Below are 20,789 nucleotides of genomic sequence, written 5' to 3' on the forward strand. Positions count from 1 at the left end.
TTCAATGAAGATGGACGCTGGCAAGACGTATCAATTAAGTATAGGTGTTTCTATTATTATGATTATCATGTACATTGCTGCATTACTATTTAAGTTAGTTACGCACCGTGGTGTATATCAACATAAAAGTGACGAAGTAGCGCATGAAGAAGAGCCAGAGTGGTCGAAAGGGAAGGCACTCCTTATTTTAGCGATAGCAACACTGGCGGTAGCTTATGTATCAGAGGCGCTCGTGCATACTTTTGAAACTGTTGCAAAATCATTTGGTTGGTCAGAATTATTTATAGGGGTTATTATCGTTGCAATTGTTGGAAATGCAGCGGAACATGCATCTGCAATTATTATGGCTTATAAAAATAAAGTAAATATTGCAGTCGAAATTGCAATAGGTTCTACATTACAAATCGCCATGTTTGTTGCTCCTGTACTAGTATTGCTATCTATGTTCTTCGCGCAGAGGATGCCTTTAGTATTTACCATACCAGAACTTGTATCTATGATTACAGCCGTTTTCTTAACGATTGCGATTTCAAATGATGGAGATACAAACTGGTTTGAAGGCGGCACTTTACTAGCGGCGTATGTCATTATGGGAATTGGTTTTTATTTATTATGAAAAATAGGCATAACAATTGTGCTCAGAGAAAACAATAAACAAAGTAGTATATATACCTTTACATAGGAAGGAGCCAGACAGGTGAAACGAGTATACAGCATATGTCTTTCAACTATGGTCTCGTTTATTTTATTATTTCCTAACATGAGTTTTGCAAAGACAACAGTAGGAACAAAAATGCCTTCATCTGTTTTAAATATTTCAAAAGACAATACATTTCCAAATGATGCGCAAGATTTGCCACGTTTACAGCCAAGTAAGTTTGCTCAAGAACTATTGAAAACAGCTAATATTAAAATTGAAAATCCAGACTTAATTCGGATGTTTAATGAAACGACAATTTCAAATGCGCCGCTTGCAGTAGGGTACCGGGCAAAAATTTATTTAGGTCAATGGGCTTTACATTATGAATCAGTAGACACATCGATTAATTGGGAATATAAACAAGTGAATCGAAATGTGTATGATAATCGCGGAGGAGACCGTTTATATCCACTTCGCTATAAGCAAGAAACACAAAAGACGGTTGAAGGCGATTTAACAGCAGATATGAAAGATGCTGCAGATGTGAAAAAAATGATGCTTCTCAAAGCGCTTGAAAAAGTACAATTGCCCCTTTCGTTTAAAACAACTATTGGTTATGGTACTGGACATGAGCGTGTGTATAATATTAGTCCGAGTCAACTCGGATATTTATACGCTTATACACCAGCAGTAAATGAAAAGGGAAAAGTAACATTTGGAGAAGTGTATCTTGTATTAAAGGGAAATCAAAAAAGACTTGTTGTGAAAAATATTACTTCTCAAGGAATTGGAGCGGCGATTCCAATTCATGATCATTTATTTTTTAAATTCATTTCTTCTTCCCACTCGCAATAACATAAAAAAACGTCAGCTTATAAGCTGACGTTTTTTTATAATGTAATGTTTGCTGTTTTTGATAAGAAATCTTCTGTCGGATAGTAGCTGTTTTTTACAAGAACATTTGGTCCAAGACATTTTACTGCAGGACAGTGACAGCTTAATGATTTTGCTGTTTTTGAAGCACTCCATTTGTCATATGCTTCTTGTAATGTGTTTGTTTGTATGTTTCCTAGAAGTGGAACATCACCAAAGTCCGTCACAATAATATTTCCATCGAAAATATTTATATTTAAACGAGAACGGCCATCTGGATCGTTACGAACGGTTACATTTTTGCTCTCTTGTAATTTTTTAAATGTGGCAATGTCTCGCTCGTCATCGCTACAAGCATAGAAAGGTAAAGTTCCAAATAACATCCATACATTTTCATCGCGAATTTCTAGTAAATGCTCAATCGCATCACGAATTTCAGCTTTTGTTAAAATCTCTAGATTACTCGCGAAGTCACTTGGATACATTGGGTGAACTTCATGACGTTTACAGCCCATCTCTTCGACGATTTGGCGGTGAATATGTTCAATATGTGGTAGAGTTCTTTTGTTTAACATTGTTTCGGCAGATACAAGTACACCTGCATCTGATAGAGCCTTACTATTTGTAATCATTCTTTCGAATAATTTTGCACGTTGTTCGTAAGTAGGTTTACGCTCCATCATTGCAAATCCGCCTTCAACGAAGTCATCAATTGTTCCCCAGTTATGAGAGATATGCAACACGTCTAAATAAGGAATAATTTGTTCGTAACGTGCTAAATCTATAGTTAAGTTAGAGTTGATTTGAGTGCGAACGCCTCGTTCATGGGCGTATTTTAAGAGTGGTGTTACATAGTTGTCGACGGATTTTTTTGAAAGCATAGGTTCTCCGCCAGTAATACTTAAAGAACGTAAATGAGGAATCTCATCTAATCGTTTTAATAAAAGATCCATCGGAAGCGGATTTGGGTCTTTCGGCTGTAACGTGTAACCAACAGCGCAATGCTCACAGCGCATATTGCATAACGTCGTCGTTGTAAATTCAACATTTGTTAATAGTAGTTTGCCGTACTCTTCAAGGTCCATATACGCTTCCCATGGATCGTAAGAAGGAGTAATCGGCTTCATTTTTTGTGATATCGTCATATGAAATACTCCTTTGACTATTGAAATAACAATTTGTCCATTCTCTATAATAGAAGAATATGTGCTTTTTATAAAGTGAAACTTTTTAGCATGAAAAGAGAGAGGGCTTACATTATAGTGGATGATTGTGACAAAATTGGTGAAATTTCATGCCCATAGCAATCATTTTTGCGGTATAATAAAAGCAACTCGAATTAAAAGGAGAGTGCCTTCATGGGAAAAGCAATTCAAGATAAAGATACACAATTAGTATATTTAAAAGAGCGTTTAAATATGTTCATTGAAGTAATTGATACAATTGAACCTGAAGAAGTAGAATTAGAAGATGTAGATCGTCTTCTTGCAATGTTAGATGAATTAGAATTAAAATGTGAGCAATTTAAAAAAGACGAATAATATATTAAAAAGGCTGCCAATTCCAATTTGGTAGCCTTTTTCTGTGCGGATAATAGAAGGACGATAGAAAAAGAGGTATAATCAAGTTGTGAAAAATTTCATTTATGCTTTAATAGCGTGAAACAAATAAAAAGCTAAAGAGCATAACAATGGAATTTTCAGCTCATAACGTTTTGGTAGCGTTCACAATTGAGGGGGAAGTAACAATGGAAAAGCTTCAAGAAAGCATGTATCAACTAATTGTTGAAACGTCAACGAACTTACCGAAAGATGTTCGTCGTGCGATTCAACAAGCGAAAGAGCGAGAAAATGCAGGGACTCGTTCTGCGATGGCACTTGGCACAATTACAAATAATATTAAAATGGCTGATGATAACATCTCACCGATTTGCCAAGATACAGGGATGCCAACGTTTAAAATTTATACACCAGTTGGTGTGAATCAATTAAAGTTGAAGGAAGCTATCTATAATGCGCTTGAGCGGGCGACAAAAGATGGTAAACTTCGTCCAAATTCTGTTGACTCTCTTTTTGGAGACAATAGTGGAAATAATTTAGGACCAGGTACACCGGTTATTAAGTTTGAACAATGGGAAAAAGATTATATTGATGCACGTTTAATCCTAAAAGGTGGTGGCTGTGAGAATAAAAATATTCAATATAGCTTACCGTGTGAACTAGAAGGACTTGGACGAGCTGGCCGTGATTTAGAAGGAATTCGTAAATGCCTTCTTCATGCAGTATACCAAGCACAAGGTCAAGGATGTAGTGCTGGTGTAATTGGTGTTGGTATCGGGGGAGACCGCACATCAGGTTATGAATTAGCAAAAAATCAATTATTCCGTACATTAGATGATGTCAATCCAGTACCAGAGTTACAACAACTTGAAGAGTACGTATTAGAAAATGCGAATAAGCTTGGCATTGGTACGATGGGATTTGGTGGAGAAACAACTTTACTGGGCTGTAAAATTGGCGTGTATAACCGCCTGCCAGCTAGCTTCTACGTATCTGTGGCGTATAATTGCTGGGCATATCGCCGCCTAGGTGTAACAATCCATCCTGAAACAGGTGAAATTATGGATTGGTTATATCAAGAAGGTGAAGATACACTTCAGCATGAAGCACAAGAAAAAACAGAGCAACGTGAGATTGTATTACAAGCACCAATTACAGAAGAGCAAATTCGTGGACTTCGCGTTGGTGATGTTGTAACAATTAATGGCATGATGTATACAGGTCGTGACGCAATCCATAAGCATTTAATGGATAATGATTGTCCAGTAGATTTAAACGGACAAATTATTTACCACTGTGGTCCAGTTGTTGTGAAAGATGACAATGACAATTGGCAAATTAAAGCGGCAGGTCCAACGACAAGTATTCGTGAAGAACCGTACCAAGGCGATATTATGAAGAAATTTGGTATTCGCGCTGTTATTGGAAAAGGCGGTATGGGTGCGAAAACATTAGCGGCTTTAGAAGAACACGGTGGCGTGTACTTAAACGCAATCGGCGGTGCCGCGCAATATTATGCTGAATGTATTAAAGAAGTGGAAGATGTTGATTTCTTACAATTTGGTATTCCAGAAGCAATGTGGCATTTACGCATTGAAGGTTTTAAAGCAGTTGTAACGATGGACTCTCATGGTAATAGTTTACATGCAGATGTTGATAAAACATCACTTGAAAAATTAGCGAGCTTTAAAGAGCCGGTATTTAAATAAACAAAAATGCATCTCGAATCTTTCGAGATGCATTTTTTGGTATATATAGAAAAACATGCACAGCATGAAAGTAAGTAAGGAAACAGAAACTACAGGTACGATTATATATGGAAAGGAGACTATTTATGAAATATAAATGGTTATATATCGGTCTCATTTTTTCAATTATGATGGCACTTGTTCCAGTTTCAACATTGGCTTATACAAATACTCCACATAACTGGGGAATCCCGCGTCCTAAAAATGAAACAGTACCAGATGCAGGAAAGTTATATACGGATTTACTGCAAAAAAATGGCGGGTTTTATTTAGGAGATACGAAGAAAAAAGATATTTATTTAACATTTGATAATGGATATGAGAATGGATACACAGGGAAAATCTTAGATGTATTAAAAGAGAAAAAAGTACCAGCAACTTTCTTTGTAACGGGGCATTACATTAAAACACAAAAAGATTTATTGTTAAGAATGAAGGATGAAGGACACATTATTGGAAATCATTCTTGGAGTCATCCTGATTTTACAGCGGTAAATGATGAGAAGCTTCGTGAAGAATTAACGAGTGTAACGGAAGAAATTAAAAAAGTAACTGGGCAAAAAGAAGTGAAATATGTACGTCCTCCGCGCGGCGTATTTAGTGAAAGAACGTTAGCTCTTACGAAAGAAATGGGCTACTATAATGTATTTTGGTCACTTGCATTTTTGGATTGGAAAGTGGATCAGCAAAGAGGATGGCAATATGCGCATAATAATGTTATGACGATGATTCACCCAGGATCTATTTTATTACTTCATGCAATATCAAAAGATAATGCAGAAGCACTTGCGAAAATCATTGATGATTTGCGCGAGAAAGGGTATCATTTTAAAAGTCTAGATGACTTAGTAAAAAGCAATCAACCGTAAGCATGTATGCTTACGGTTTTCTCATGCTATAATGATGTGTAAAAAGGATGGGGAAACGTATGTGGAGCGAACATGTTACGTTAGAGTATCCGTATCATTTTGAAGAAGTATTAAAACGTTTATCTTTTGATCCTCTTAACGTCATTCAATTAGATGAGAAAGTCATTTATATCCCGCTTTGCATAGAAGAGGAACAGGTTGTTGTTCGCTTACAAGGGATTGGTACTGTTCAAAATCCACAGTTTTGGATTTCTAGTCAGACAGGAGATCCGGAGAAAGTCATGAAACGAATGAGGGCCATTTTTCATTGGAATGAACCGTTTCAAGATATACAAAATCATTTTTTAAACACATCATTACGTCCACTATTTGAAACATATGCTTATACTCCAATTATTTTAGAATTTGATTATTTTGCTTGTCTTCTTCGCTGTATCATTCACCAACAAATAAATTTGAAATTTGCTACTGTGTTAACAGAACAATTTGTGAAACGGTATGGAACAGAGAAGAACGGTGTATTCTTTTTCCCCACTCCGGAAATAGTAGCAAATATTTCAATAGAAGAATTGAGAGAGCAGAAGTTTAGTCAGCGAAAGGCTGAATATATAGTAGGATTAGGTCGAAGTATTGTCAGTGGTACATTAAATTTAGCGAGTATAGAAACTGGGACGGAAGAAGAAGTTTCAGCACAATTGTTGCCAATTAGGGGAATTGGTGCATGGACAGTGCAAAACTTTTTAATGTTTGGGATTGGACGGAAAAATATGTTTCCGAAAGCGGACATTGGGATTCAGCGTGCAGTGCAAGGTATATTTCAATTAGATGATAAACCTGATGATGCATTTTTAGAAAAAGTGAAACAAGAGTGTGAACCATACTGCAGTTATGCAGCGTTATATTTATGGAAAAGTATAGAGTAGAGGTGTAATAATGATACAAAAGCAACATGAGAGTAAGTTGGAAGTTGGTCAAACGTTTCCTGTGACAATTAAACGTCTTGGGATTAACGGAGAAGGCGTTGGTTATTTTAAGAGACAAGTTGTTTTCATTCCAGGGGCATTACCAGGAGAAGAAGTTGTTGCAGAAACAACGAAAATTCAGCGTGGCTTCGCTGAAGCGAAAGTGAAAAAAGTTCGTAAAGCTTCACCGCATCGTGTGAAAGCACCGTGTCCAGTATATGAGGAGTGTGGCGGTTGTCAGCTGCAACATTTAGATTATAAAGAACAATTGAATCAAAAGCATGATATCGTTGTACAAGCATTTGAGAAGTACATGAAAAACAGTATGGAAGAGAAAATTCGTCCAACGCTTGGCATGGAAAATCCATGGCATTACCGTAATAAGAGTCAATTACAAGTGGGGCGTAAAGACGAAAAGGTTATTACAGGGCTATATAAACAAAACTCACATCAGTTAATTGATATTGCTCACTGTATGATTCAACATAAAGCAACGAATGAAGCGACAAAAGTTGTAAGACGTATTTTAGAAAAATTAAATGTTTCTATTTACAATGAGAAAAAACAAAAAGGTTTAGTACGCACAATTGTAACACGTACTGCAGTTCAAACAGGGGAAGTACAAGTTACACTTATTACAACAAAAGAAGAATTACCAAATAAAGAACAATTTGTTGCAGAAGTACAAAAACAGATGCCAGCGGTTAAATCAATTATGCAAAATGTAAACTGGCGTAAAACATCTGTTATTTTTGGAGATAAAACATTTAAATTAGCTGGAAAAGAAGTAATTCAAGAAACACTTGGCGATTTATCATTTGAATTATCAGCACGTGCATTCTTCCAGTTGAATCCAGAACAAACAATTGTTTTATATGATGAAGCGAAAAAAGCAGCTGCGTTAACAGGCGATGAGAAAATTGTAGATGCGTATTGTGGTGTTGGTACAATCGGACTTTGGCTTGCGAACGATGCAGCGGAAGTACGTGGTATGGATGTAATTCCAGAAGCGATTGCAGATGCAAGAAAAAATGCGAAGCGTCACGGATTTACAAATACGAAATATGAAGCAGGTAAAGCTGAACAATGGTTACCGAAATGGGTAAAAGAAGGATGGCGTCCAGATGTAATTGTTGTCGATCCACCACGTACAGGTTGCGATGATAAATTACTGGAAACGATTTTAAAGGTGAAACCGAAACAAGTTGTGTACGTGTCTTGTAATCCTTCTTCATTAGCACGTGATGTACAAGCATTAATGAAGAGTTATGAAGTGGAGTATGTGCAACCAGTTGATATGTTCCCGCATACTGCGCATGTAGAAAATGTAGTTAGATTAAAGTTGAAATAAGAAGGATTAAAAATGTTGATGTAGTTAACTACATCAACATTTTTTGTTATGCTGGCAGCTAAATCACGTTACGTAATCAATATACATACTTTCTGTATGAAGTATATGAAATTATTTTCTGCATTTGAAAAGAATTTGTAAAAATATACAGTATTCAGATTGTATAGACCACTTTGTATTAATAAATTACAATATGGATGTAACATAGCAATTTTGCTATAGAAAATAAGCTGAAAGGGAGAAGATTTATGAAAAAATGGTTGGCATTGTTTGTTTTTGGGATGGTTTCTTTATTTGCAACTTCTGCACATGCGGAATCATATGAAACAACAAAAACATTAAAAGTATATGAAAGTCGTAGTTTTAATTCGCCTGTGAAAAAAGAACTGCAGCCAGGAGAAAGGGTTTATGTTACAAATCAACATCCTAGTGGATGGTGGAAGATAAGTGGTGGATTTATCGCACCAGAGGGCGCTAAAGTAGAAATTAATCGAACTTTTGAAGCTTTTGATTGGATTAATATGGACAGTGCGAAGTACGTATTTGGTCCTCAAACTGTTATTGCACGTGATGGTACACTAAGAGGTGAAATTTTGATTGATACATATTTGGGGCAGAAGTGGACAAGTGTAAATGGAATGCCACAAATAATGAAGCAGAATTTTGCAGCATACAGTAGCCCTGAAGCTAAAAATCCAGATGCTTGGTTCGCTCCACAAACGGTTAATATTTTGCAGACAAAAGAAAACGGTTGGTCTTTAATTAACACGTATTTAGGGCCAAAGTGGATTGTTCGTTATCCACACGTGGAACATATTAATCGTGATTTTTATGCATACAATGAACCTAAGTACATGCATCACGGTGTGAAATTCTCAGCCCAATCTGTAAGAGTACTTCAACAAGGAGAAAATGGTTGGAAGAAAATTAAGGTTGAGGTTGGAGAAAAATGGATTGCACCACAAGGATCTTATTACCATGTCCCAAATGTATTTACGGCATTTGATCAACCTTTCGGTAGAGCAATCGGTACTTTTGCACCACAAACTGTATTTGTAGTTGAAGAATCTACAACATCATTTGGTTGGTTAAAAATTAGAACATACTTAGGAGATTCCTGGATTCGAACGAATCGTAATTAGTAAATAGATTACTTTATTCCTTTTAGAATGAAGTAACAATATGTTATAGTTCCCTCATATGGAAAAGCTGTATGAGGGATTATATTTTTAGCCCATTAAGACAAGGAGAATACGATGAATAATTATAAATTAACGATTCAGTACGATGGTGCACGTTTTAAAGGATGGCAACGTCTTGGTAATAACGATAATACGATTCAAGGAAAAATCGAAAGTGTCATATCTGAAATGATCGGAAAAGAAATTGAAATTATCGGTTGTAGTAGAACAGACGCTGGTGTACATGCTTTGAATCAAGTTGCTAACTTTCAAAGTGATGAGAAGTTAGTGGAACATAAAGTGAAAAAATATTTAAATCAATATTTACCTAATGATATTAGCATTACGAATGTGGAAGAAGTACATGATCGTTTCCATGCTCGTTACAATTCTAAAGCAAAAACATATCTGTATAAAATTTGGAATGAAGAGCATACAAATCCATTTATGCGTAAATACAGCATGCATGTGAATAAAAAATTAAATGTGAAAAGCATGAAAGCAGCTGCAAAACATTTAGTTGGTTCACATGACTTTACTGCTTTTTCAAATGCGAAATCAAAGAAAAAATCTATGGTTCGAGAAGTATATACACTTGATGTGATGGAAGAGGCAGGATTTGTACAAATTAGAGTAAGTGGGAACGGATTCCTTCATAACATGGTAAGAAAAATTGTTGGGGCATTAATTGAAGTTGGATTAGGACAATTAGATGCTGAAGCAATTCCAAACATTTTAGAAGAAAAGCAGCGCAATCAAATTAATTGTCTTGCTGAGGCAAGTGGGTTGTATTTAGAGAATGTTGAGTTTTAATGGCAAATAAAAAAATCGGGCTAAGTAGCTCGATTTTTTTAGTATTACGAAGATTTCTCGTTTTTTATATGTAGCTTCAAATTCCAAAAAGCAGCAAGCATAATAGCTGCAAAGGAGCCCGAAATTGTTCCTAATAGCTTTGCATAAGGAGAGCTGCTTACATCGGAATTAATGAATAACATCATACAGAGCATGGCAGGGAAAAAGTATAAGTATTGTAATAACTTTAATTTTTTATCATTACTCATATATATAGCCCCTTTCTAGCATGTTATATGTTCATTGTAACATATTTTACCAAATTATTTTTTGCATTTGGAGAAATGTTCATTTCATATGTGTAAATGCAGTTTTTTAATTCGATATTGTAAATTTTGTCTACTTAATCCTAAAAATTTTGCAGCTTGTGAGATGTTACCGTGATTCTCTTTAAGAATTTGATTGATGTAGTTTTTTTCCATTTTTTCTATTGTGTGTTTTAAAGTTTTAGGTGCATCAGTATTGTGATTAGTTAGTGTATGCTGCATGTTGAATTCTTTTTTTATTTGTTCGCGAAAGCGAGTAGGAAGATGAAAAGCTGTAATGATGGTTTCATCTTCTATCAAGTTCATGGAACCTTCAATTATATGTTCCAATTCCCGTACGTTTCCAGGCCAATCGTATGCATAGAAAAATTCACTTACATTTACATCTACATCGGTTACGTTGAGCACGAATTGAGTATTATATTTTTTAATAAAGTGCTGAACAAGAGCTGGAATATCTTCTTTTCTTTCCCGTAAAGGCGGAAGACATAAAGTAACGACGCTTAATCGGTAATATAAGTCTTCTCTTAATCGATCATGTGCGATGGCTTCGAAGGGATCTTCATTAATAGTTGCTATAATACGAACATCAATTTCTTTTTCGTGTGTACCTCCGATTCTTCTTATTGTTTTTTCTTGTATAGCCCGTAGCAACTTAGCTTGAAGAATTGGGCTTAATGAATTGATTTCATCTAATAACAAAGTTCCTCCGTTTGATTCTTCGAATAAACCTGGTTTATCTATTGCTCCTGTAAAGGCACCTCGATTTGTACCAAATAATAGGCTTTCCATTAAGGTATCAGGTATAGCGGCACAGTTTTGTGAAATAAAAGGTTTTGTTGAACGCTGACTTTCATTATGGATGCTTTGTGCAAATAGTTCCTTACCAGTACCTGTTTCTCCTACGAGAAGTATGGAGGAAGATGTACGAATTACTCTTTTTCCTTCTGTAATGATGGATTGAATTGCTTCAGAATCACCAATTATGTGATCAAAGGTAAATTTAGTGCTTTGTTTTCGAGAAGGGCCTATTCTTATTGTTTGCTTTAAGTGACTGATCTCTTTTGATATTTCAATGGCACCTTTAATTTTTCCATTTTCTATTATAGGGAAAGTATCGTTAATCGTTGTAATTTCTTGTCCTTTATTGTTAAAATACGTTTGTTTTATATTTTTCTTTGTTTTTCCAAATTTTAATGCCTCTATAAGAGTACTATTTTTATTTTCTTCAAATGCAAATACCTCTAAAGGACTTTTATATAGCACATCTAAGCGATCCATTGATTCAATTTCCATCATTTTGCGGTTATAGACAATCGTTTTACTTTCCTCATTAATAATATGAATCCCGATATCGAGTTCATTGAGTAAAGTTTCATATAGCATATTCATTTCAATGATCTGTTTAAAATTAATGTCTTCTGTACGCATAGATTATCTTCTCCTCATTTCACCCTATGAAGACTGACTTTTTATAATTTTATTAAAATTCTTATAAAACCGCAAAATTTTTTTGCTATTTTCCTTTTAAAACTTCTCAAATGATAGAAAAATTTTGCGGTTGTGCACGCTTTTTTGTGTGAAACTCTCATTTAATATATGAATCAGAGACTTGGTACGTATTTTGCATAAATAATATTCGAAATCTCTAGAGGGGAGAATATGAATTTTTATAGGATATACAACGTTGCGGTGTCAATTAATAAGAGGGGGAATTTATAAAGTGAAGACAGTTATAGAAGGTGTGTATAGTCCTTGTTATGGAAAAGTAGAGAAGTTATTTGTTACGGAAAGTTCTTACGTATACGAGTGGGAGAAATTAGCGTTAATTGAAACAATAGATAAACAGAAAGTAGAAATTAAGATAGGGATCAGTGGTTATATTGAATCATTAGAAGTAGTAGAAGGACAAGCTATTGCTGATCAAAAGTTATTAATAACAGTAAGGGATGACCTTTTAGTAACAGGCAGTGATTAATGTAAGTGACGTGTAATTTTGCTCTTTTAAATCATTATTTTTACGGTGAATAATTTTAAAAACGCTTACATTAAATGGGTTGGCAAAGTGAAAAGGGGGATTTATATGATGGATCAAAACCAAGGATTAAAAAGAGAATTGAAAAGCAGGCACATATTTATGATTGCACTCGGTGGAGTTATTGGTACAGGACTTTTTTTAGGGTCAGGTTATACGATTCATGAAGCTGGACCTGGAGGAGCAATTGTAGCGTATCTTGTCGGTGGATTTGTAATGTATTTAACGATGCTCTGTTTAGGAGAATTAGCTGTTGCGATGCCTGACGCAGGGTCTTATCAAACGTATGCGACAAAGCACATTTCCCCTGCAGCGGGTTATGTAGTGGGATGGATGTCGTGGTTAAACTGGTCTGCTACGATAGGCATTGAATTAATTGCAGTTAGTATTTTGATGAAACGCTGGTTTCCCGATGTACCGTCATGGATTTGGTGTGTAGTGTTCGCAGTACTGCTCTTTGCTATTAATGCGTTATCTTCAAGAAGTTTTGCGGAAGTGGAATTTTGGTTTGCAAGTATTAAAGTAATTACAATTATTGCATTTATTATTTTGGGCGGGGCAGCAATGTTTGGTTTTCTAGATATGAAAGGAAATGAACCAGCGCCAATGTTCTCTAGCTTTACTGATTATGGTGGATTGTTTCCAAATGGATTATCAGCCATTTTAATTACAATGATTGCAGTTAATTTTTCTTTCCAAGGAACAGAATTAGTTGGTATTGCAGCAGGTGAGAGTGAAAATCCAGAGAAAACGATCCCGAAGGCAATTAACAATACAGTTTGGCGTATACTTGTTTTCTTTGTACTATCTATTTTTATTCTTGCTGGACTATTCCCTTGGCAGCAAGCAGGAGTAATAGAAAGTCCATTCGTAGTTGTATTTGATAAAATTGGTATTCCTTATGCAGCAGATATTATAAATTTCGTTATTATTACAGCAGTACTATCCGTTGCGAATTCAGGATTATATGCAACTTCGCGTATGCTATGGTCTATGTCTAATCAAGGAATGATTAGTCCAATTTTTGGCAAGTTATCTAAAAACGGTGTTCCTATTTATGCATTAATCGTAAGCACAATTGTAGGGTGTCTCTCACTACTATCAGGTATTTATGCGGAAGATACAGTTTATTTATGGCTGCTTTCTATCGCTGGGTTCGGAGCGATACTAGTTTGGGCATCTATTGCTTTATCAAATTTATTAGCTAGAAGGTCATACATGAAGCGGGGCGGGGATGTTAAGGACTTGAAATTTAAAACACCATTGTATCCATTTGTACCACTTCTTGCGTTAGTATTAAATTTAACAGTAATCGTTGGCATGGCCTTTATTCCAGAACAAAGAATGGCATTGTATTGTGGTATTCCATTTATGATTGTTTGTTTACTGTTTTATCGTGCTACAAGAAATAAGGGAAGTAATGTGGAGCATATTGAAAAGACAAATACAACGGAAGTAGAGAATTTATAATAGTGATTAATTAGGAGACTGTAAAATTGTAAACAGTCTCTTTTTTTGTGAAAATAAAGCTGGAAACATACTATGTATGCAAAGGGGAATTAGCGATGAATCCAGAAGTTTCGCAGTTGTTAAAACAAATAGATTCAAGGAAAGAGGAATTACTAGAACTTACAAAAACTTTAATTCGTTTTGAAACACCAGCACCACCAGCGAGAAATACAAATGAAGCGCAAGAATTTATTGCAGAGTTTTTAAGAAAACGAAATTTTAGTATTGATAAATGGGATGTATATCGGAATGATCCGAACGTTGTTGGAGTAAAAAAAGGAATAAAAAGTGACTCATATAAAAGTCTTATTATTAATGGGCATATGGATGTAGCTGAAGTTTCAGCAGATGAGGCGTGGGAAACAAATCCATTTAATCCATTTATAAAAGATGGCTGGTTAGTTGGACGTGGCGCAGCAGATATGAAAGGTGGGTTGGCTGGAGCGCTATTTGCCATTCAACTTTTACAAGAAGCTGGTATTGAATTACCTGGAGATTTAACTTTTCAATCAGTAATTGGAGAAGAAGTTGGAGAAGCAGGTACACTTCAATGCTGCAAAAGGGGTTACGATGCTGATTTTGCAGTCGTAGTGGATACGAGTGATTTACATATGCAAGGGCAAGGCGGTGTCATTACTGGATGGATTACAGTGAAAAGTCCGCAAACGTTTCATGATGCAACGCGTAGACAAATGATCCATGCTGGAGGACGTTTATTTGGAGCGAGTGCGATTGAAAAAATGATGAAAATTGTGCAAAGCTTACAAGAATTAGAGCGCCACTGGGCAGTCATGAAAACATATGAAGGCTATCCATCTGGAACAACAACAATTAATCCAGCTGTTATTGAGGGAGGAAGGCATGCGGCGTTCATTGCGGATGAGTGCCGATTGTGGATAACAGTGCACTTCTATCCGAATGAAACACATGAACAAATAATAAACGAAATTGAAGAGTATATTGGAAAGGTGGCAGCTGCCGATCCATGGTTAAGTGAAAATCCGCCACAATTTAAGTGGGGCGGAGAATCAATGATTGTAGATCGTGGTGAAATTTTTCCTTCTTTAGAAATAGATAGTGAACATACAGCTGTAAAAACGCTTAGCTCAGTACATGAATCAATTCTTTCTAAAAACGCAATTTTAGATATGTCTGCAACGGTAACGGATGGTGGTTGGTTTAGTGAATTTCATATTCCGGCTGTTATTTACGGACCAGGCACATTAGAGGAAGCTCATTCAATAAATGAGAAAGTAGAAGTAGAGCAGTTAATTGAATTTACAAAAGTAATAACAGCATTTATATATGAATGGTGTCATATGAAAAAATAGATTAGTATGTTGAAATAGTACAGGTATGTATACTTGTACTATTTTTTAGTGAACTATTTCAGAGTTAAATAGAAACAACTGAAATAGTTCTTTATTTTGCTATGTCTTTCGTTTCATTTCAAGTAATTTCTCTTTTGCTAATTCAACGGCAATCGCATCATCTAAATAGCCAATTGGAAAGAGATAGTCGGGAATAATATCTGTCGATAAAATGAAATAAAGTAATGCGCTCCCAAGAACTGCACGTTCTTCTTTTGAAATGGTTTCATTGCAAAATTGTTGATACATATCTGTTAATTGTTCAATAAAAGGACCAGCACTATCAATTTGCTCTAATTTGCTTGCGAAACTGTCACGAATACGATTTTCGCCTTCTGTTGTCTGGGCATAGCGTTCGTAATTTTCGAGTTCTTGTTTTACGCGAGTTGTAGTGTAATCGAAATCAAATAAGTTAGAGGATTGTAAAGTTTGCTGAATGGTATCAAGAGATGTGTACATATCCGTTTTTTCTTTATTTATGTGAGGAGAATCAGGGTACATTTCATCAAATAACAATTGGGGTGGAACTTGAAGACATTCTGCAAATTTTTGTAGATGTTTTTGTTTCGGCGGTTGTTTGCCATTAATAATTCTTGAGACCGTTGCAGGATCAATATTTGTAAGTATTCCTAGTTGGCGCATAGATAGGGCGCGTTCTTTTAAAAGTTTTTTTATTAATTTACCAAGCCGATCATTCGGGTTTTCATTAGCCATAGTGTAGGCACTCCTTTTTTAGTGTTGAAAAAATGTTGAGCATTTATTACAAGTATATGAAACAGACAGGCACAGTTGCTCAACATTTTCATAATATGCATTGAAAAGTGAGAAAAAGGGGTGACTATTTATGAGTACGGCAGGCTTATTTTCAATTTTTTTAATCGGGATCGCTTCTAATTTAGATAATGCAGGTGTTGGAATTGCGTATGGCATTCGTAAAATTCGTATTTCGTGGTTTAACAATTTTATCATCGCATTCTTTGGATTTTTATTTACTTTATTAGCGGGATTTTTTGGGAACTGGATTGCGTTATTTATTTCAGAGTTTACAGCAAACTTGATTGGAGCAATCGTTTTAGGGATAATCGGGGTGTTTATTTTATGCCAGCCTTTCTTGATTCAAAAAAATACAGCAGGTTCTAAAGATGATAATGTACTTATGGGAATTTTACGTGATCCAGAAAAAGCAGATTTCGATGGATCTAAAACAATTAGTTTTTCTGAAGCACTTGTTTTAGGGGTTGCATTGTCTATTAATAATATCGCAGGTGGGTTCGATGCTGGAGTAACAAATTTAAACCTTTGGCTTACAGCGACTATTTCTGGGGTGTTTAGTTTTATTTGCATAAGTGGTTTTGGGTATGTAGGAAAACGATATTTAGCAGAATACTTAGGGAAATGGGCGACGGTTATTGCAGGAGTGTTATTAATTCTTATTGGGATCGATCAGTTGTTGTAAGGAGAGTAGAAAACAAGGTTCGAGTATTTCCTTGGAAATACAGCAAGGGATTGCATATATCGACGTACTTTTCTCCATACTAATACGGATTTCTTTTAAGAAAGGGGGATTTGTATGGGACGCGGGAAAGCATTTGATCATAAGAAAAAAGGGCATGATCATCAACCACCTAAAGGTGCGTTCATTCATAAAGATGTAAATGAACATACTTTGGAAGAGGAAGAGCTACCAGTAAATATTGAGGCGTATAAAAATAGTTTAAAAAAACATTAAAAGCACCTACATAGGTGCTTTTTTTACCGTATATCTTCAATTAATTGTTCGGATTCTTCATGCATACTGTACTCACTTAATACTTGAATGCAAAGCCACTTTAATTCTTCGATCGTATGCTCAAGTTCTTCAGGAAGCACATGGTGAATGTCTTCAAGTCCCATTCCGAAATGAATAAGTTCAAGTACTTGATCATCGATGTTCCGGTCCATTAATAGTTCAAGTACTTCTAAATTGAATATGTATCGGTGAGCTTCGTCGAGTGAAACAACTTTTAGCTTTAAGCTTTCTACAATACTCAATATAAAAAGAAGAATTGTTTTTTCAAGAACAGGTTGTTTTCCCATTTGAAATATTAGTTTCATCTTTCACACCTCCACATATAGCGCTAGGTTGTACTATATTATTCGGGAGGGGGGAGCAAATATGCATAATAAAGAGAAACTTTCAATACCGTTTTTGTATGGATATTGATAACAGATCAAATAAAAAAATCCCGCTATACTAGCAGGATAACTTTCCATTAAAAAATACTCCAGCCTTCTTGAGCAGAAAGAAGTTCAAGAATTTTAAAACCAGCGATACTATTTCCGTTTGCATCTAAAGCTGGCCCGAAAATACCGATTCCCATTTCACCTTTTACGCAGCCGAAAATGCCACCGGCTACACCACTTTTTGCAGGGATACCAACACGGATTGCAAATTCACCAGATTCGTTATACATACCACATGTGACCATAAATGTTTTGCAAATTTTTGTAATATGTTTAGGGATAATCTGTTTCTTTTTATATGGATCATATCCATCCATTGCAAAAATTAAGCCAATACGTGCTAAATCAATACAGTTTACTTCAACTGCACATTGACGAGTGTATAAATCCATAAGTTCTTCGATGTCACAATCGATAATTCCGTTTTGTTTCATATAGTAACAAAGTGAACGATTTAAGTAAGCTGTCTCTAATTCTGAATTGGCAACTTTAGAAGAATAATTAATAGTAGGATTATCTGTTATTTCACGTACAAAATGAAGGATACGCTCCATTTTTTCCTCGTTATCTTTTCCTGCTAACATGCTTGTAATAGCTAATGCTCCTGCATTAATCATTGGATTAAGGGGTTTGGACGGACTTGTCGTTTCTAACTTAATAATAGAATTAAATGGGTCACCCGTTGGTTCCATTCCAACTTTAGAAAATACATATTCTTCGCCACGGTCTAAAAGGGCAAGGGCAAGTGTAATTACTTTGGAAATACTTTGAAGAGTAAATAGTGTTTGTGAGTTGCCTGCATGGATATATTCTGATTCTTTATGGAAAATGGCAATCCCTAAATCGTCTGGATTTGCATTTCCTAGTTCGGGGATATAAGTAGCAAGTTTTCCTTTTTTTGTATATGGTTTTACTTGTTCTAACAACTGTTGTAAGTTGTTTGTTTCAATGCACTGCATAGTACCAACGCTCCTATTTCGAATTAACTAAGTTTACTTTTCCCGATATGCTCGGAAATAAATAATAACATGAAAAAGTGGAATGATAAAACGAAAGTTACATGTTCTATAGTAGGTCGTTCGTTTCGCGTCCTCTGTATTAAAAAAGGAGAATTTCCCTTTTATATAACAGTTTGGAAATAGGAGATTTATCCATAAAAAATCCAAAAATAAAAACTACACATCTATACAACTATATGTTATTATGGTTATGTAAATAGAAAGCGTTTTCTAAGGCGTACTTATAATGATAACGATTTCATAAATTGAATTAGGGGGAATTAAAATGTTGCAGTTTTTACAACGTATTGGTAAAGCTTTAATGCTTCCGATCGCAGTACTACCAGCAGCAGGATTATTGCTTCGTCTAGGACAAGAAGACGTATTAAACATTCCTGTTATGGCACAGGCCGGTGCAGCAATTTTTGATAATTTAGCACTTATTTTTGCAATTGGTGTTGCAATCGGCTTATCTGTTGACGGTAGTGGTGCAGCTGGTCTTGCAGGTGCAATTGGTTATTTAGTTATGAAGAATACAACTAATGCTTTAAGTGTTACTTACTCAACAGCAGAATTAAATGATAAATTAAAAAGTGTTCAAGATTTAGTCGGTTCAGTAGATCCAACTAAATTAGCAGATACGATGAATAAAGTTTCTAAAGCAGCAGCTTTGACACCAAAAATAAATATGGCTATACTCGGTGGTATTATTGCCGGGGTTATCGCTGGATTACTATACAACAAATTCCATAAAATTAAACTACCAGAATGGTTAGGATTCTTCGCTGGAAAACGTTTCGTACCAATCATTACGTCTATTGTAATGCTTCTTTTAGGATTATTATTTGGTCAAATTTGGCCAACAATCCAAACTGGTATTGATGCAGTGTCACACGGTATTGTAAACCTAGGTTCAATCGGTGCAGGGTTATTCGGATTATTAAACCGTTTATTAATTCCAATCGGTTTACATCACGTAATGAACACTTATTTCTGGTTTGTACTTGGTGACTTTACAAATGCAGCTGGTGATCTTGTTCATGGTGATATTGCTCGTTTCTTTGCAAAAGATCCATCAGCAGGTATGTTTATGACTGGTTTCTTCCCAGTTATGATGTTTGGTTTACCAGCAGCGTGTTTCGCAATGATTGCGGCTGCTAAACCAGAAAAACGCAAAGCAGTTACTGGTATGTTAGCTGGTTTAGCATTAACTTCATTCTTAACTGGTATTACAGAGCCAATCGAATTCTCATTCATGTTCTTATCACCAGTATTATATGGTGTGCATGCAGTATTAACAGGTCTTTCTTTATTCATAACAACATCACTTGGCATTCGTGATGGTTTCACATTTAGCGCAGGTGCTATTGATTATGTTATTAACTTTGGTATTGCAACAAAACCTGTATTATTAGCAGGTATCGGTTTAATTTATGCAGCAATTTACTTTGCAGTATTCTACTTCTTAATTAAGAAGTTCAACTTAAAAACTCCAGGTCGTGAAGATGACGATGAGTTAGTTGAAGATGTGGATGCACCAGTTGCAGGTTCAATTGGTGAAACTTACGTAGCAGCTCTAGGTGGAAAAGAAAACTTAACAGTTATTGATAACTGTGCAACACGTCTACGCTTACAAGTAAAAGATGCTAGTCAAGTAAACGAAGCAGCATTAAAACGTGCCGGTGCAAAAGGCGTTATGAAATTAAGTGACACAAGTGTACAAGTTATCGTAGGTACAAATGTTGAATCTGTTGCCGATGATATGAAAAAACACGTATAAATAATGAGATAAGAGGATGTCCAAAAAGATTGATAACATCAATTTTTTACAGGATATCCTCTTTTTTTGTTAATAATTTAAAGGGAATCTTACTTTTGTAAATTTTCTTTTTCTTTTTTGTACATATGGGTTGGTAATATCTGCAGTGCGTGATAAAGTAGGGATGATATAGAATGGATTATCCATAATCTACTAAAATAAATCTTTAGTAGAGGAATTAAATTATTGGTGAGTAAGGGGAAAAAAGCAATTATGGATCAGGAAAAAAATAATGCGAATGGGAAAGCACATCGGCCGATTGTATACATAAAAAGGACAATCATTCTCGTCTTACTATTATCACTTGTATATTTCATGTATACAAAAATTGTTGAGCATAATAAGAAAGAAGAAACTTTAAAAGCGGCAGCAGAAATGAAGAAACAAGAAGAGCTAAAAAAGAAAGAAGAAGAAAAAAAGAAGCAAGAAGAACAAAAACAAAAAGAGCAGGAAGAACAAGTGAAGCAAGCGCAAGCTGCGGAACAGCCTACTGAAGGACCACCTCAAGAAATTAATGAAAACGCTCAATTGGAC

The 20,789-nt window shown here is 35.4% G+C and carries 22 protein-coding genes and 1 pseudogene; 17 read left to right on the forward strand and 6 right to left on the reverse strand.

Going from position 1 to position 20,789, the window contains the following annotated elements; genetic code table 11:
- Both cax and MR167_RS24415 read left to right on the forward strand, forming a co-directional pair.
- A partial coding sequence (gene cax, locus MR167_RS24410) for a calcium/proton exchanger (protein ID WP_242315704.1) occupies window positions 1-616 on the forward strand: 616 nt, incomplete at its 5' end.
- Between the two features lie 81 nt (window positions 617-697).
- On the forward strand, window positions 698-1,495 hold the full coding sequence (locus MR167_RS24415) for a YfkD famly protein (RefSeq protein ID WP_002083605.1): 798 nt from the start codon (window positions 698-700) through the stop codon (window positions 1,493-1,495).
- A 35-nt stretch (window positions 1,496-1,530) separates the two neighbouring features.
- Here the strand turns inward: MR167_RS24415 and yfkAB are convergent, their stop codons facing one another.
- Window positions 1,531-2,658 (reverse strand): radical SAM/CxCxxxxC motif protein YfkAB, encoded by a 1,128-nt coding sequence (gene yfkAB / locus MR167_RS24420; protein ID WP_016078596.1) that lies wholly within the window; start codon window positions 2,656-2,658, stop codon window positions 1,531-1,533.
- Between the two features lie 213 nt (window positions 2,659-2,871).
- Between yfkAB and MR167_RS24425 the strand changes: the two genes are divergently transcribed.
- The 7 genes from MR167_RS24425 (at window position 2,872) to truA (ending at window position 9,996) form a co-directional block, all read left to right on the forward strand.
- Window positions 2,872-3,054, forward strand: a complete 183-nt coding sequence (locus tag MR167_RS24425; protein ID WP_000513558.1) for an SE1561 family protein — start codon at window positions 2,872-2,874, stop codon at window positions 3,052-3,054.
- Window positions 3,055-3,260: 206 nt separating this feature from the next.
- Window positions 3,261-4,781 carry a class I fumarate hydratase gene (fumA, locus tag MR167_RS24430; RefSeq protein ID WP_000413529.1) on the forward strand — a complete coding sequence of 507 codons (1,521 nt, stop codon included), beginning with the start codon at window positions 3,261-3,263 and terminating at the stop codon, window positions 4,779-4,781.
- Window positions 4,782-4,906: 125 nt separating this feature from the next.
- Complete coding sequence (gene pdaA / locus MR167_RS24435) at window positions 4,907-5,689, forward strand: delta-lactam-biosynthetic de-N-acetylase (protein ID WP_000875970.1); 783 nt, start codon at window positions 4,907-4,909, stop codon at window positions 5,687-5,689.
- Between the two features lie 59 nt (window positions 5,690-5,748).
- Window positions 5,749-6,612, forward strand: a complete 864-nt coding sequence (locus MR167_RS24440; protein WP_000269427.1) for a DNA-3-methyladenine glycosylase family protein — start codon at window positions 5,749-5,751, stop codon at window positions 6,610-6,612.
- Between the two features lie 10 nt (window positions 6,613-6,622).
- The gene (gene rlmD, locus MR167_RS24445) at window positions 6,623-8,002 is read left to right on the forward strand and encodes a 23S rRNA (uracil(1939)-C(5))-methyltransferase RlmD (RefSeq protein WP_242315706.1); all 1,380 of its coding nucleotides are present in this window, start codon (window positions 6,623-6,625) and stop codon (window positions 8,000-8,002) included.
- Window positions 8,003-8,250: 248 nt separating this feature from the next.
- Entirely contained in the window at window positions 8,251-9,144 is an 894-nt protein-coding gene (locus tag MR167_RS24450) for a hypothetical protein (RefSeq protein WP_000758929.1), read from the forward strand.
- Window positions 9,145-9,258: 114 nt separating this feature from the next.
- Window positions 9,259-9,996, forward strand: coding sequence for a tRNA pseudouridine(38-40) synthase TruA (gene truA, locus MR167_RS24455; protein ID WP_001067298.1), 738 nt, complete (start codon window positions 9,259-9,261; stop codon window positions 9,994-9,996).
- Window positions 9,997-10,040: 44 nt separating this feature from the next.
- On the opposite strand, the gene MR167_RS24460 is transcribed toward truA, so the two are convergent.
- Both MR167_RS24460 and MR167_RS24465 read right to left on the reverse strand, forming a co-directional pair.
- Entirely contained in the window at window positions 10,041-10,244 is a 204-nt protein-coding gene (locus tag MR167_RS24460; protein ID WP_000063865.1) for a hypothetical protein, read from the reverse strand.
- An 84-nt stretch (window positions 10,245-10,328) separates the two neighbouring features.
- A complete protein-coding gene (locus MR167_RS24465) occupies window positions 10,329-11,732 on the reverse strand; it encodes a sigma-54 interaction domain-containing protein (protein ID WP_001258425.1) in 1,404 nt (467 codons plus the stop codon).
- A 292-nt stretch (window positions 11,733-12,024) separates the two neighbouring features.
- Between MR167_RS24465 and MR167_RS24470 the strand changes: the two genes are divergently transcribed.
- From MR167_RS24470 to MR167_RS24480, 3 genes are all read left to right on the forward strand, one after another.
- Window positions 12,025-12,279 (forward strand): biotin/lipoyl attachment domain-containing protein, encoded by a 255-nt coding sequence (locus tag MR167_RS24470; protein ID WP_000859489.1) that lies wholly within the window; start codon window positions 12,025-12,027, stop codon window positions 12,277-12,279.
- A gap of 105 nt (window positions 12,280-12,384) precedes the next feature.
- The gene (locus MR167_RS24475; RefSeq protein ID WP_000969252.1) at window positions 12,385-13,806 is read left to right on the forward strand and encodes an amino acid permease; all 1,422 of its coding nucleotides are present in this window, start codon (window positions 12,385-12,387) and stop codon (window positions 13,804-13,806) included.
- 95 nt (window positions 13,807-13,901) lie between these two features.
- Complete coding sequence (locus tag MR167_RS24480; RefSeq protein ID WP_001067752.1) at window positions 13,902-15,176, forward strand: acetylornithine deacetylase; 1,275 nt, start codon at window positions 13,902-13,904, stop codon at window positions 15,174-15,176.
- A gap of 99 nt (window positions 15,177-15,275) precedes the next feature.
- Here the strand turns inward: MR167_RS24480 and MR167_RS24485 are convergent, their stop codons facing one another.
- Entirely contained in the window at window positions 15,276-15,929 is a 654-nt protein-coding gene (locus tag MR167_RS24485) for a DUF1232 domain-containing protein (RefSeq protein WP_001262777.1), read from the reverse strand.
- 130 nt (window positions 15,930-16,059) lie between these two features.
- On the opposite strand from MR167_RS24485, the gene ytaF reads away from it, so the two are divergent.
- Together ytaF and MR167_RS24495 are read left to right on the forward strand one after the other, a co-directional pair.
- Window positions 16,060-16,671, forward strand: coding sequence for a sporulation membrane protein YtaF (ytaF, locus tag MR167_RS24490; protein WP_242315708.1), 612 nt, complete (start codon window positions 16,060-16,062; stop codon window positions 16,669-16,671).
- 114 nt (window positions 16,672-16,785) lie between these two features.
- Window positions 16,786-16,944 carry a hypothetical protein gene (locus MR167_RS24495; RefSeq protein WP_000532409.1) on the forward strand — a complete coding sequence of 53 codons (159 nt, stop codon included), beginning with the start codon at window positions 16,786-16,788 and terminating at the stop codon, window positions 16,942-16,944.
- 23 nt (window positions 16,945-16,967) lie between these two features.
- Here MR167_RS24495 and MR167_RS24500 read toward each other — a convergent pair whose 3' ends face one another.
- Both MR167_RS24500 and glsA read right to left on the reverse strand, forming a co-directional pair.
- Window positions 16,968-17,309, reverse strand: a complete 342-nt coding sequence (locus MR167_RS24500) for a DUF3969 family protein (RefSeq protein WP_000766603.1) — start codon at window positions 17,307-17,309, stop codon at window positions 16,968-16,970.
- A 158-nt stretch (window positions 17,310-17,467) separates the two neighbouring features.
- On the reverse strand, window positions 17,468-18,397 hold the full coding sequence (gene glsA / locus MR167_RS24505; protein WP_001149844.1) for a glutaminase A: 930 nt from the start codon (window positions 18,395-18,397) through the stop codon (window positions 17,468-17,470).
- 69 nt (window positions 18,398-18,466) lie between these two features.
- Between glsA and MR167_RS33410 the strand changes: the two genes are divergently transcribed.
- The 3 genes and pseudogenes from MR167_RS33410 to MR167_RS24515 all read left to right on the forward strand — a co-directional run.
- Window positions 18,467-18,580, forward strand: coding sequence for a hypothetical protein (locus MR167_RS33410; RefSeq protein ID WP_003276512.1), 114 nt, complete (start codon window positions 18,467-18,469; stop codon window positions 18,578-18,580).
- Between the two features lie 142 nt (window positions 18,581-18,722).
- Entirely contained in the window at window positions 18,723-20,216 is a 1,494-nt protein-coding gene (nagE, locus tag MR167_RS24510) for an N-acetylglucosamine-specific PTS transporter subunit IIBC (protein ID WP_000938888.1), read from the forward strand.
- A 252-nt stretch (window positions 20,217-20,468) separates the two neighbouring features.
- Window positions 20,469-20,789 (forward strand): annotated as a pseudogene (locus MR167_RS24515) (serine hydrolase domain-containing protein); the annotation flags it as partial.

The sequence above is a fragment of the Bacillus cereus group sp. BfR-BA-01355 genome (assembly GCF_022663675.1).
Lineage (GTDB): Bacteria > Bacillota > Bacilli > Bacillales > Bacillaceae_G > Bacillus_A > Bacillus_A thuringiensis_S.

Excerpts from the sequence above, each read along its gene's own strand:
- MR167_RS24425 (WP_000513558.1), top strand. The coding sequence starts at position 2,872 with ATGGGAAAAGCAATTCAAGATAAAGATACACAATTAGTATATTTAAAA.
- MR167_RS24450 (WP_000758929.1), top strand. The coding sequence starts at position 8,251 with ATGAAAAAATGGTTGGCATTGTTTGTTTTTGGGATGGTTTCTTTATTT.
- MR167_RS24465 (WP_001258425.1), bottom strand. The coding sequence starts at position 11,732 with ATGCGTACAGAAGACATTAATTTTAAACAGATCATTGAAATGAATATG.
- fumA (WP_000413529.1), top strand. The coding sequence starts at position 3,261 with ATGGAAAAGCTTCAAGAAAGCATGTATCAACTAATTGTTGAAACGTCA.
- pdaA (WP_000875970.1), top strand. The coding sequence starts at position 4,907 with ATGAAATATAAATGGTTATATATCGGTCTCATTTTTTCAATTATGATG.
- rlmD (WP_242315706.1), top strand. The coding sequence starts at position 6,623 with ATGATACAAAAGCAACATGAGAGTAAGTTGGAAGTTGGTCAAACGTTT.
- truA (WP_001067298.1), top strand. The coding sequence starts at position 9,259 with ATGAATAATTATAAATTAACGATTCAGTACGATGGTGCACGTTTTAAA.
- MR167_RS24480 (WP_001067752.1), top strand. The coding sequence starts at position 13,902 with ATGAATCCAGAAGTTTCGCAGTTGTTAAAACAAATAGATTCAAGGAAA.
- MR167_RS24440 (WP_000269427.1), top strand. The coding sequence starts at position 5,749 with ATGTGGAGCGAACATGTTACGTTAGAGTATCCGTATCATTTTGAAGAA.
- yfkAB (WP_016078596.1), bottom strand. The coding sequence starts at position 2,658 with ATGACGATATCACAAAAAATGAAGCCGATTACTCCTTCTTACGATCCA.
- MR167_RS24475 (WP_000969252.1), top strand. The coding sequence starts at position 12,385 with ATGATGGATCAAAACCAAGGATTAAAAAGAGAATTGAAAAGCAGGCAC.
- ytaF (WP_242315708.1), top strand. The coding sequence starts at position 16,060 with ATGAGTACGGCAGGCTTATTTTCAATTTTTTTAATCGGGATCGCTTCT.
- MR167_RS33410 (WP_003276512.1), top strand. The coding sequence starts at position 18,467 with ATGAAAAAGTGGAATGATAAAACGAAAGTTACATGTTCTATAGTAGGT.
- MR167_RS24495 (WP_000532409.1), top strand. The coding sequence starts at position 16,786 with ATGGGACGCGGGAAAGCATTTGATCATAAGAAAAAAGGGCATGATCAT.
- MR167_RS24500 (WP_000766603.1), bottom strand. The coding sequence starts at position 17,309 with ATGAAACTAATATTTCAAATGGGAAAACAACCTGTTCTTGAAAAAACA.
- glsA (WP_001149844.1), bottom strand. The coding sequence starts at position 18,397 with ATGCAGTGCATTGAAACAAACAACTTACAACAGTTGTTAGAACAAGTA.
- MR167_RS24485 (WP_001262777.1), bottom strand. The coding sequence starts at position 15,929 with ATGGCTAATGAAAACCCGAATGATCGGCTTGGTAAATTAATAAAAAAA.
- nagE (WP_000938888.1), top strand. The coding sequence starts at position 18,723 with ATGTTGCAGTTTTTACAACGTATTGGTAAAGCTTTAATGCTTCCGATC.
- MR167_RS24460 (WP_000063865.1), bottom strand. The coding sequence starts at position 10,244 with ATGAGTAATGATAAAAAATTAAAGTTATTACAATACTTATACTTTTTC.